Below are 12,318 nucleotides of genomic sequence, written 5' to 3' on the forward strand. Positions count from 1 at the left end.
GAATTATTACTTATGTAAACCACCAACGGAACCATGAAACCTTTTTTTAATTTTTTCATCTTTTTATTCTTGAGTTATTCAGTAAATGCTCAAAGTTTAGTTTCTGAAAAATATCAATCATCAGATTTTCCATTGATCCAAAATGGAAAAGTACCCACCACACTATTTGCTCAAGAAGACCATCAAGTGGTACAAACTGCAGTAAAGCATTTTGTAGAAGACCTTCAGTTGGTAAGTGGAAAAAGGACTCAAGTGACTACCTCAAAACAAGTTAAAGACAATGTGATTATTATCGGTGCTTTAGACAAAAGTCAAACGATTTCGAAGTTGGTGGAGAAGGACTTAATCGATACTGTTGGACTGACTAACCAATGGGAAAAGTACAGTATTCAGGTAATTCCCAATCCTTGGAATAAAAAGAAAAAAGCACTGGTGATATTAGGAAGTGATCGAAGAGGAACGGCTTATGGAATATTCGAATTGTCTAAGCAGATGGGTGTATCTCCTTGGTATTGGTGGGCAGACGTTTCGGTAGAGAAAAAGAAATCACTTTACGTCAATCACAAAGGATTTAAAAGCAAATCACCGGATGTAAAGTATAGAGGGATTTTTATCAACGATGAAGATTGGGGGCTACACCCCTGGAGTGCTAAAAACTTTGAGAAGGAGTTGGGTGATATTGGTCCAAAGACTTACGCCAAAGTTTGCGAATTGCTGTTACGCTTAAAAGCCAATTATCTCTGGCCTGCTATGCACGAATGTACTGGCGCCTTTAATAAATATGCCGATAATAAAGTAGTGGCTGATCAATACGGTATTATTATGGGGTCGTCTCACTGCGAACCTGTCTTATTTAATAATGCTACAGAATGGGATAAAAAGATCATGGGGGAGTGGAATTATGCAACCAACAGAGAAGGAATCTGCAAGGTATTGGATCAAAGAGTTTCGGAAAATGCACCTTATGAAAATCTCTACACCATCGGAATCAGAGGTATTCATGATCATGCTATGGAAGGAGGTTTTTCAGTGGAAAAAAAAATAGAATTGGTAGAAGAAGCCATTCAAGATCAAAGATCAATTTTGGAAAAACACGTTGGAAAGTCAGCAGAAGAAATTCCTCAAATATTTGTGCCTTATGCCGAGGTGCTTCATCTCTATAATAATGGTTTAGAAGTCCCTGATGATATTACATTGATGTGGGTAGATGATAACTATGGCTATATCCGCAGGCTCAGTGATCCTTTGGAACAGAAAAGGTCAGGAGGAAGTGGCGTCTATTATCATATTGCTTACTTAGGGAATCCTCATGAATATACGTGGTTGAGCACCACAAATCCCGCATTGATTTATCAAGAAATGAAAAAGGCTTATGATTATAAAGCGGATAGAGTGTGGATGGTCAATGTAGGTGATATCAAGCCAACGGAATACAACACGCAGTTTTTCCTTGATTTAGCATGGGATGTCAATTCAATAAAAAGGGAGACTGTATTTGATCATATGTACCAATGGTATCAAGAGATGTTTGGAGATGAATTAGGAAAGCAATGTGCCGAATTGATGTATGACTATTATCAAATCAATTTTACAAGAAAACCTGAATTTATGGGTTGGGGAGAAGAGTTTTCAAGTTCAAGATGGAGAGAAAGAATTGAAGATACCGATATCAGTTTTACTAATTACAGAGAAGCGGAGTCAAGACTTTCGGAATTTAAAACATTAAGTCATCGTGCAAATCAGTTGAGGAAATTAATACCGAAGAAAGATCAAGAAGCCTTCTTTGAGTTGGTGTATTACCCCGTTCGTGGAGCACATTTTATGAATCATAAATTGCTTTTAGCCCATAAAAATAGATGGTATGCTTCTTTACAACATTCAGGAACAAATCAATTGATAGCAGAAGTCAAAGCCTATCATGATAGCACAAAATGGCTGACAGATGAATATGGATTGCTCTTGGATGGAAAGTGGAAAGGTATTATCTCAGAGATTCAATCACAAGGAGTAACCTTTGCGAAGCTTCCTCCCACAACTAAAATAGATATTCCTTGGAAGGCAGGATTAGGAGTAATGGTAGAAGAGAATGAGCCTTCAAATGGAATCAATAAGCTTTTGTGCCTTCCAGCATTCACCTCACATTATCAAGAAGCCTATTATATCGATGTTTTTAATAAAGGAAGGGAACCTCTAAAGTGGTCTATAGAAGTGAGCGAAGATTGGATTCAATTGAGTAAGACTTCAGGAGCTACGGCAGTAGAGGAACGTATTTTAGTAACGGTAGATTGGACAAAACTAAAGTTTAATTCAACGGGAAGCATTCGTATTACAAGCGGAGAGGAAGAACAAGTTATTTATGTAAAAGCATTTGATACCAAAATTAATTCCGACAGCCTTCAAGGGGTATTTGTAGAGAAAAATGGTGTGATTTCGATTCCATTGGAGAAATACCATCAAAAAGTAAATAAGGAAGAAGTGAATTGGGTAATTAATCAAGGCTTGGGAATGACAGGAGCCTCATTGACCATTGATAATAATCAAGCTAAAACAGCAGGACATTGGGCAAGAAACGATAAATACGCTCATGTGGAATACGAGTTTTATACTTTCAATTCAGGCCGTTTTGATATTTCCACTTATGTCTTACCCACTTACCCTATCAATGGTTTTCAATTGCATCGCTTCGCTATTTCTGTAGATGATGAGTCACCTAAAACGATTTATGTGGGAGCAGAGATCGATAGTGATCGATGGAGAAATAATGTAAGGAGAAATTCATCTATTCATACTTCCTCTCACTATATCACTAAGCCAGGAAAACATACGTTGAAGATTTATTATTTAGATCCGGGTGTAGTGTTGGATAAAGCGGTGATGGATTTTGGAGGATTGAAGAAATCATATTTGGGGCCTAGAGAAACGAGGTTGGGTGATTTAAAGATAAAATAATAGTTTGTTGATTCTTTACGAAGATAGAGGCTGTCCTTATTTTGAACAGCCTCTTCGTTTATAATATACTCTTTTTGTTTTCTAGAACTGCATATTTAATCCTCCATAAACTTGGAATGTAGGTTGACCTGTTCCATGCACAATCACACTTGGTTGTGGTTCAACAAAGAAGTTTAAAACCGTTTTATCTAGTTTAACAACTTTACCAACACCTAAGCCGATTGGAACTGCATAGTTACCAGTTTCCATGTCAAAAGTCATGATTGGTGCACCTCTGAAGTATAATCCTTTCCCTAATTGCCAGAAGTAGAAAGGTTGTACCGCTAATAAGTTCACACCATCACGGCTTGGATCTCCACCGATATCTGTTCTCCATGTTACTAGCCCACCATATTGGAATTGAGGACTAGCAATAGCATAAACAACAGCAGCAGCACCTAATGTATTTTTACCACTTCCTAAAGTGGCATCACTTGCCGTATTGAAACTTGCAGATGGACCAAATCCAAAAGTGATTTTTGGTTTCATTACACCTAAATAGAAAGCTGTTAAGTCAATATCACCTAAGCCCGACTTACTGAAATTAGTCGTTTCATTATTGATAAATCGAGTTTCCAATGGAGCTGATAATCTCCATAACACACGACCTGTAGGCATGGCAAAACGCATCCAAGTGGAGTTTGCAGCGCCACCTGTTGTTTCATTCAGAGCCGGACGAGCATAATGCTGAATATTAAAAGCAACTAGGTCCGCCAAAGGATTATTGGCTTTAGCTAATTCTTCTGCTGAAGGTCCTTTTTTATCCTGAGCATATAAGGACATTAAACTTAAAAGTAAAATAGCAATTGAAGTGATGAATTTTTTCATTTTCTTAGAATTTAGATTGATAAATGAGATTGTTTAATTATCTATTACAAAGGTGGTTATATCTCAGTTTCTATCCTTTAGGGAAAGGTTAGATCTGAAAAATTAGGGTTTCCCTTAGTTTTTGAATTGATAGAATTGAATACAAAAAAAAGCCCTCCGAAGAGGGCTCAAAAATATATCTACGCATGATCGTAGTTCTCTCTAAAAATTGATATGAGAATTATTATTTTTCAAAATTAATACGTTTCGCACTGAAGAATCCACCAAGGATTAAGTCACCATCTTCAAGGAAGTAACCGATACCACCCCAGTTGTTGTAGTAAGCACTTTCAGTTGGCATTTTCCAACGACCTACCATTTCACCAGTGTTCCAATCCAAACCAGTGTATTCATAGTTCAAACCTACTTTGTTGGCAAAGTAAATGACATTAGATTTGGCTGAAACGTGAGGTACCATTGTGTCTGTATTGTCAATCGTCATATTAGTCCATGACTTTTCGAATTTGTTTTCTTCTGTATTCCAAACAAACTGTTGGATACCTCTTGGAGCATGACGAGTGACACCTGATGTCATCGCATTACCAAAAATATCTCCTCTTGTTTCTGAAGGCTCAGGGAAGGTACAGTTAATAACAACGACTCTATTTCCCATTACAACAGGAGAAGGTTCGATAGTAAGATCGCTGACATCTACTCTGATTTGATCCGCAATTCTACGTGATTTTGTACCTTCTTTTTGTTTAAAGTTGGACGGGATTTGATCTCGCCAGAAAGCGACTAGTTTTGTTCCGTTTTCATCAGCATCAGCGATAAGAACCAATTTGTCTTCATCACCACCGAAGCCCATTAAAGTAGGAGTTGTACCACTACCACGAGATAACGCACCCATAGCGACTGCTTTTTCACCGTCCATGGTATCATAAGGTGCTTTCCAACCACCATCTTTTTCATTATAAGATAGTTTTTTTCCTGTCCATACTACCTTGTACATATTTTCAGAAGTCACCACGTAAATACCTGTTTCGTCGAAAGCGATACTGTTATCTACAATTTCACCAGGGAACGTGATATAACCTTTTAGATCTAAATCACGAGAATATAAACCTACCATTCCTGGAGCGGCAACCGCCAAGTGTCCATCGTAAGTCATACCAAAACCAACGGCTCTCGTTACATTTTTTGCTAGATCAGCAGGAAGACCGTCTGTAATATTGGCTGTTTTTACCAATTGTTGAGGTGTATTTACATCATTATTATCTGTTGATTTCATAATGTTTACACCGCTATACATAGAGTAGTGGTAGCCCTCATTATCAAACAAGTTATATACACCATTGGCTACTGTTTTAAAGGTGAAACCAAGCTCTGCCATATTTTTTGATTCTGCTAAAATGGCTTTATCATCATGGGCAAAACGTGCTTTGTCCATACGTTCTACTACTTCCATTATTTCATCTGGATTAGCACCTTCTAAGCCTGGGTAAGGTAAGAAAGAAACCTGCTCGAACTGATCGCCAGTAGCAAGTACTTTTCTAACTCCATTTACACTGCTAATCATGATAATTCTATCTTTTCCAATATGTTTCGTGGTAGGATTGGAGTTGAAAACGGCAGGGATAGTTTTTACTTGATCTTTATTTAATTGCATACTAAATGCTGGACCTGCAATAGGTGATACATCCGTTTGTGCTGGGTTATGATGTGAGGTAGGATAAACACTTTCAGTTAACCAAGGGTTCGTTTGTGGTAAAGCATTCATCTTACTATTAGGGTGATCTGTTTGTGCTAATGCCTGAAAACTAGATGCTACCATAAGACTTGCAATTACCGCTTTTTTTGAATTTAAATTAATCATTTTCTTATTGTTTAGATTGATAAATGAGATTGTTTAATTATCTATTACAAAGGTGGTTGTATTCTCATTCCTATCCTTTAGGGAAAGGTTAGATCTGAAAAATTAGGGTTTCCCTTAGTTTTTGATATTTAAATTTTTGGCATAAAAAAAGCCCTCCGAAGAGGGCTTAATGGTATCATTAAATAAAGGTATTTTCTTAATATGACTTTTTCTCAATATCAGGCAGTACCCAAGTACGGTCTACAACTTCTTTTCCAGGAGAATAGAATCTGAAGTAAGGGAACCACGCACGACCTTCTTCGGTTTGAATCCAATTGCTTTCAAATCCTTTTGGAGCTTTTGGACCAAAGTAAAGGTCAATAGAGCCGTTCATATTTACTTTTAAATCTTGTCTTGAAGATAGATCTGCTTTTTGCATCTCATTTTGTAGGAGTGTACGAGTATTGACTTCATACAATGTCACCGACCAGAATGCTTTGGCAGGAGGATTATCAGGAAGACGTAAACGGTAATTCTGTCCACCGTCTAACCAATCGCCATCCGCATCTTTATAAGAAGTAAGGTAAACTTGACCATATCCACCATTGACCATACCATGCATAGCGATGTCATTCGAAACGGCTTCATAGAACCAAGCGGCACGTCCGTCTAAAGCATCCATATTTTCACGACGTTGGTTTGGAGGAGAAGTAGTAGCAATTTCCCACACTGATCCCTCCATGTATGGAGCATCCTCAAGGCGTTCTGTTCCATCAAAATCTATCGCTTTCGTCATTGCTTCCCCAACGTAAGCGGCTTCTGTTAGAATTTCTTTTTGATAAGCTGTAGGTTCAAAAGGTTTTCCTCTTTCGATACCTAGCGGTTTCAACATCGCCATAAAGAAACGGTCTCTTTCATGAATAGGACCATTGGCATTGATGCCTTCCGCTAAGCGTTCAAAATATTCCAAACCTCTTGGTGCAGCTGCCATCCAAGGTCTTTCATTGGTTTCAATATATCCTCTAGGATGTGGATCTTCTCGCTCTGAATAAGGATAGATATTGTAATTGTCCAATACCTTCATTCTTTCCTCTTTGTCAGGTGACATTAAGCGAAGACCTGTCATGACTGAATTAGTATTTGACCTTACCACTTTATATTCTGATAAATCACCTTCTGGCATTTTCGTTTCAGGTCCTAATATCAAGAACTTAGTAGGTTCAGTAAAACTAGCCAAACCAATTTGCCACATGTTTGACATAGATCCCCTAACACCTCCTTCAGGCACTTCCATAATCCAAGGATCATCTTGCACTTCTATAAATGTAAGTGCATAGGGAGTGGTGGCATTATAGGTTAATCCACCCACTCTATCTTTATAGGATTCATGGAGAATTATTTGTCCATTTTTTAAGCCTAATTCATGATGAAAAGAATGTTGCCATTGTAAAAAAGAAACATAAGGTGTGGCCCAAATATACGCTTGGGTAGCACGTTGGAAATCCATTTCATCAAACAAAAGATGTACAGTTTCTTCTGTAGGATAACCATTTTCAAAACCATGAGTAAAGTCTAATTTCCCAATCCTAGTATCCATTGAATTAGAATCTGTTTTGGTTTCTTTAACAGTTTCAGTAGTTGGCAGGGTCGTATTACAGCCAGATAATAGCACTGAAGCTAACGCTACTTTAGCAATGATATCTTTTTTCATTTTCTTGATGATTTGATTGATTTTTGATATTACAAAGCTACGGCGAGTGCTCACCTTAACCGATGGTGAAATTCTGAAAATAGAAAAACTAGGGTTTCCCTTACTTTTTCAAACAACATTAAAAAGTGATGGTTATATTTAATAGAAAATTAAAAGCTCTTCCATTTTAAAAAACACTATGATTAAAATATTTTTAGTAGACGACCATGAAATGATCCGTGAAGGTTTAAAAACCTATTTTGAAAAATCTTCAGAAATAGAATGTATCGGAGAAGCAGAGAATGGTTTAGATTGTCTTGAAAAATTAAAATCATCCCAACCCAATATTGTAGTGACTGACTTGAATATGCCGGAAATGGACGGTATAGAACTAGCCAAACAGGTGAGTAGTCTTCACCCTGCTATAAAAGTTTTAGGTTTGACCATGATGGATGACCATAGACATGTGAAACAGTTTTTAGCTGAAGGGGCAAGTGGTTATTTACTGAAAGACTGTAAGCAGGAAGAGTTATTGATGGCAATTAAAACAGTAGCAACTGGCGGTACTTATTTTTCTCCTAAAGTCACGGAAATAATCATCAATAGTATCCAAAAAACAAAGCCTCACGCTAAAAGAATGGTTACTGAGGTGAAATTATCCAAAAGAGAAAAAGAGGTGTTGGAACTGATTCTAAAAGAATATTCTAATACTGAAATTGCAGAAGCTTTGTTTGTAAGTATGAAAACAGTGGAGGCACACAAACGGAACCTTTTGGTAAAAACAGGGAGTAAAAATATTGCAGGATTAATCCTTTACGTAATAGGAACCAACTTGATTGACTTTTAAATCGTCTTTGAAATTTCAACAATAATAGTTGTACCCTCATTCTCTCTACTGTCTACTTCCAAGGAACCGTTGATGGCATCTAGTCTGTTTCTGATGTTTCTGAAACCATGCCCTTCTTTGTCTTTTAATTTGGAAGTGTCAAAACCAATTCCATTGTCTTCAACCGTCAATGAGTAGGTATCTTCATAATCATACAACTGAATATTGACTTCAGAAGCCTTGGCATATTTCATGACATTATTCAGACTTTCCTGTAATATTCTGTAAAGCGTAATTTCTATCTGTTGGTTTGGAAGTCGTTCAGACGCTAAGTTATGTTGAAAATCAAAAGTAATTTCATCCGTTGAATTATTCATATCATCTATCAACATCTGACAAGCCGCTAAAACGCCATAATCCACAATGGATTTCGGCATCAGAACATGAGCGACTCCTCTGGCTTCTTCTATAGATCGTTCTAAGTATTTCCACCCCAATTCAAACTTCTCCTTAATGCTTTCTGGAATATCTTTCATTTTACTTCTAAAATATCGGATGTTCATAAAGCTGATAATTAGCGTCTGTTGCAAGCCATCGTGGATTTCCTTAGAAATACGACTTCTTTCAGCGTCTTCCGTTCTTAAAATGGCTTCAAGCATTTCTTGATTTTTCAGCTTTTGAACAGTGATGTCGGTATGCGTGCCCACTATTCGGAGTGGTTTATTTTGCTCATCTTTTTCAACAATTTTTCCTTTCGATTGCACCCAAACTATTTTTCCATTTTTGCCTATCAAGCGGTATTCATCTTCCAGAAAATCGGATTTTTGTCTTATGGCAAACAAGTGGTGAGTTTTTCGGGTTGCTATCTTTTTTTCTTCAGAATGCAGTAAGTCATAAATACTATCTCTCGTTTCAGGAAACTCATAAGGTTCAAACCCCAGCATTGTATAAATGGCAGGGCTAAAAGAAATCTTATCATCTTTTACATTATAATCCCATATACCATCATTAGAAGCATCCAAAGCATAGCTGTAGCGTTCATCACTTGCCTTTAGTTCTTTGTTGATCTTTGTAATTTCAGAGGTTCTTTCTTCTACCTTTTTCTCTAAATTTTCATTCAGCCCTTTCAACTCATCGGTAAGGGTGGTAAGTTTTTTATTTTGTGAAGTGATAGTGTTATTTTGATTATTGATAGTCTGATTCCTTCTATAAAGTAAAACTACTGATATGATTACAATCAGAAGGATAACTAAGGAAAGACGGAGTTGTGTAGTACTCTTTTCAAGTTTTGCCGTTTGAATCGCTTTTTGCTTTTCAAAAGCAAGGCTGTCCGCTAGTGCCCTTTTATCATAATTATACTTTAATTCTTTTCGTACAATTTCTTTTTGGTTTTTGTCATTACCAATGCTGTCTCTAGCAATAATATAATTTCTGTAAGCTTCAAAAGCGAGGGTTTTATTACCAGCTTTTTCATACGCTTTGTAAAGGTCTTCGGCTACATTTTTTTGGATTTCAATATCAGAATCAATCGCTAGTTCATAGGCTTTTTCAAAGTTGGTGATCGCCAATTTATTTTTACCAATAACAGTATAATATCTTCCTAGAGCCTGATGTGATTTCGCTATCCCTGCAACATCCTTCAGTTGCTTATATAAGTCAAAAGCAGTGTTGATATCTTTTATTCCTTTATCAAGTTGATTGATTGTAATGTACAATACTCCTCGTTTGAGAAGAACATTCGCAATTCCATTTTTGTCCTTAATTTCTTCAGATAGGGGAACACATTTATTGAAAACCGATAATGCTTTATCATATTCCCCTGTTTCAAAATAAATAGAACCCACATTGGTGAGGTTATAGAGAATATTTCTTTTGTTGTTGAGTTTTGTCCATACCTCAAGGCTTTTCTCATTGTATTCAAAAAATTTATCATTATCACCTAATTTTTGATACATCTGAGCAATGTTAGTATAAACATAGGCGATAGAGCTTTCATCCTTTTCCTTCTCGTTAATTGCCAAACTCTTCATATATAAATCCATTGCTCCTTGGTAATCCCCTAATCTTTCTTTGAGTAAAGCATAGTTAAGCATAGGTATATTTGTCTTGTGTGGTAGATCGACTTCAATGTAAAGTCTAATACTTTCTTCAAAATTAGCAGCGGCACTGTCATACTGATTTTGACTCATATTGATGATACCGATATTAGAAGAGATATTGGCTACTCCTCTTTTATTACCCATCATTTCTACCCTCTTTTTGCTTTCCTTGTAATACGAAATAGCATGGTCATAGTCTCCCATATAATAATAACTCACACCTATAAGGTAAAGCGAATTGGCGATAGAGAGACTATCATCCGTTTTTTCTGCGATTATTAGTGCCTCCTTGTAGGCTTGTATAGCTTCTTCATTTTTTGAATTTCTTCTTAAAACTCTTCCCAACTGCATATAGGTTTGCTGCTCAATAATTCCGTTTTCTTTGGCAAAAGCGACAGACATTTCGATAAAGTGAAGGGCACTGTCTGCATTAATTTTTAGATAATGTTCGGAGTATTCATTCAGTGCATTTACCCTTTCTTTTTGATCAATAGATTCATCAATCCAAACACCCCAAAGTGAATCACCTTTTTGGGCATTAGCTATATTTAAATAAATAATTAAGGAGAATAGAATAGTAAATGTTCGGAGAGGAGATGACATAGTAATGAGTTACTGATTTGATTACTTTTTACAAAATAAAAAATATTCAACTGTCATTTTCAAAAGGGCATAAAAAAAGCATCAAACCGTATGATTTGATGCTTTGCGTTTGCAGAGAGTGAGGGATTCGAACCCCCGGTACCTCGCGGTACAATGGTTTTCAAGACCACCGCATTCGACCACTCTGCCAACTCTCTATGTGCTATCTTTGTGTGATAGCGGGTGCAAATATGTGGGATAATTTTGAATTCGCCAAACATATTTTGAATTTATTTTTGATGTTAGTTTTAATCTGTTGTTTTTTAGTGATTTAAATTATAAATAAAATAGAAATTAATTTTCTAAATACATAAAAAACTAACTATAGGATACAAAAAAAGCTTACCCAAATGGATAAGCTTTGCTTTTGTGGTGTTGGGCGGATTCGAACCGCCGACACACGGATTTTCAGTCCGATGCTCTACCAACTGAGCTACAACACCGGGAAACTATTTTAGAGTCTTGTTTAACCTTTAGACTTGTGGTGTTGGGCGGATTCGAACCGCCGACACACGGATTTTCAGTCCGATGCTCTACCAACTGAGCTACAACACCAGATACTTCAAAAGTACCTTTTTCGCTTAAAGCGATGCAAAAGTGGGGAAAAAAGTTGTTTAATCAAACTATCTGCCAAAGAAAATTTCATTTTTAATTAAACAGTCGTTAACAAGCTTTCTCGTGATTTAAGTTGTTGAGAAGTTTCACTTTGGCTAAGGAGTTGATTCTAAATTGCTTGCCCGTTGATTTTTCAGTGCATAAATAATATTTACGCAATTTTTTATTTCTGATAAAAATTCTTCCATCTTCCATAGAAAAGGCATCATTGTCATGAATATCCTCTAAATACAGGGTAGAGTGGTCTTGTTCATGATCATAAAATGCCAGTGCTTTTTTCAAAGAAATGTCATTTCCACTCGAAGCAGAAGGATTTTTTTTATGTTCTTTAACCTCTTCGATCAAGTTTGAAGGAAAAATTTTATTGTTCAATAGTATATCCAATAATCTTCTAAAATTACTTTTCCATTCTTTTCCATGAGGGGCAACATGATTTTGATACTTGTTCCAAGTGAGCAAGTGAGCCACTTCATGTGTAAAAGTAATAATAAACTGATAAGGGTTTAAAGTAGAATTAATACTGATTTTATGGCCATGTCCTCTTTGTGGAGGCCTGTAATCGCCGTTGATGGTTTTTCTTCCACCTTTTATAGTCACATAAATCTGATATTTCAATATCCAATGGGCAAAAATCGTTGCAGCCTCAGGAGTCGTATATTTAGATAAACGTTCTGTAATTTCGGTATGGGTCATTGATTGATTTTGAGGGTGTGCTGATTTCGTTTTCATATAGAATTTATTGATTTCTGATTTCTTTCTTCAATTTTTACTTGATTAGTACAATAATGTGTTTCTA

Annotated in this window: 7 protein-coding genes and 3 tRNA genes; 2 read left to right on the top strand and 8 right to left on the bottom strand. The window is 36.4% G+C overall.

What is annotated here, in order from left to right; all coding sequences use genetic code 11:
- The first annotated feature begins 33 nt into the window (after positions 1-33).
- On the top strand, positions 34-2,949 hold the full coding sequence (locus PL77_RS06535; RefSeq protein ID WP_044203068.1) for a glycosyl hydrolase 115 family protein: 2,916 nt from the start codon (positions 34-36) through the stop codon (positions 2,947-2,949).
- 81 nt (positions 2,950-3,030) lie between these two features.
- Here the strand turns inward: PL77_RS06535 and PL77_RS06540 are convergent, their stop codons facing one another.
- The 3 genes from PL77_RS06540 to PL77_RS06550 all read right to left on the bottom strand — a co-directional run bounded on the left by PL77_RS06540 (position 3,031) and on the right by PL77_RS06550 (position 7,361).
- Positions 3,031-3,816: a hypothetical protein gene (locus tag PL77_RS06540; protein WP_044203069.1), complete on the bottom strand. Its 786-nt coding sequence runs from the start codon at positions 3,814-3,816 to the stop codon at positions 3,031-3,033.
- A gap of 223 nt (positions 3,817-4,039) precedes the next feature.
- Positions 4,040-5,671, bottom strand: coding sequence for a hypothetical protein (locus tag PL77_RS06545; protein ID WP_063768998.1), 1,632 nt, complete (start codon positions 5,669-5,671; stop codon positions 4,040-4,042).
- Between the two features lie 196 nt (positions 5,672-5,867).
- Positions 5,868-7,361 (bottom strand): DUF1254 domain-containing protein, encoded by a 1,494-nt coding sequence (locus PL77_RS06550; RefSeq protein WP_052444224.1) that lies wholly within the window; start codon positions 7,359-7,361, stop codon positions 5,868-5,870.
- Between the two features lie 178 nt (positions 7,362-7,539).
- On the opposite strand from PL77_RS06550, the gene PL77_RS06555 reads away from it, so the two are divergent.
- Positions 7,540-8,187, top strand: a complete 648-nt coding sequence (locus PL77_RS06555; RefSeq protein ID WP_044203071.1) for a response regulator transcription factor — start codon at positions 7,540-7,542, stop codon at positions 8,185-8,187.
- On the opposite strand, the gene PL77_RS06560 is transcribed toward PL77_RS06555, so the two are convergent.
- From PL77_RS06560 to PL77_RS06580, 5 genes are all read right to left on the bottom strand, one after another.
- Positions 8,184-10,868 carry a tetratricopeptide repeat protein gene (locus PL77_RS06560; protein WP_044203074.1) on the bottom strand — a complete coding sequence of 895 codons (2,685 nt, stop codon included), beginning with the start codon at positions 10,866-10,868 and terminating at the stop codon, positions 8,184-8,186. The two genes, PL77_RS06555 and PL77_RS06560, sit on opposite strands and share 4 nt — an antisense overlap.
- 112 nt (positions 10,869-10,980) lie before the next feature.
- A tRNA-Ser gene (locus tag PL77_RS06565) sits at positions 10,981-11,065 on the bottom strand.
- 212 nt (positions 11,066-11,277) lie between these two features.
- A tRNA-Phe gene (locus PL77_RS06570) sits at positions 11,278-11,350 on the bottom strand.
- Between the two features lie 39 nt (positions 11,351-11,389).
- A tRNA-Phe gene (locus tag PL77_RS06575) sits at positions 11,390-11,462 on the bottom strand.
- Positions 11,463-11,570: 108 nt separating this feature from the next.
- Entirely contained in the window at positions 11,571-12,251 is a 681-nt protein-coding gene (locus PL77_RS06580) for a SprT-like domain-containing protein (protein WP_052444225.1), read from the bottom strand.
- Positions 12,252-12,318 lie beyond the last annotated feature (67 nt).

The sequence above is a fragment of the Flammeovirga sp. OC4 genome (assembly GCF_000812565.1).
GTDB lineage: Bacteria > Bacteroidota > Bacteroidia > Cytophagales > Flammeovirgaceae > Flammeovirga.

Coding starts and splice junctions, on each gene's coding strand:
- PL77_RS06535 (WP_044203068.1), top strand. CDS start 34: ATGAAACCTTTTTTTAATTTTTTCATCTTTTTATTCTTGAGTTATTCA.
- PL77_RS06540 (WP_044203069.1), bottom strand. CDS start 3,816: ATGAAAAAATTCATCACTTCAATTGCTATTTTACTTTTAAGTTTAATG.
- PL77_RS06545 (WP_063768998.1), bottom strand. CDS start 5,671: ATGATTAATTTAAATTCAAAAAAAGCGGTAATTGCAAGTCTTATGGTA.
- PL77_RS06550 (WP_052444224.1), bottom strand. CDS start 7,361: ATGAAAAAAGATATCATTGCTAAAGTAGCGTTAGCTTCAGTGCTATTA.
- PL77_RS06555 (WP_044203071.1), top strand. CDS start 7,540: ATGATTAAAATATTTTTAGTAGACGACCATGAAATGATCCGTGAAGGT.
- PL77_RS06560 (WP_044203074.1), bottom strand. CDS start 10,868: ATGTCATCTCCTCTCCGAACATTTACTATTCTATTCTCCTTAATTATT.
- PL77_RS06580 (WP_052444225.1), bottom strand. CDS start 12,251: ATGAAAACGAAATCAGCACACCCTCAAAATCAATCAATGACCCATACC.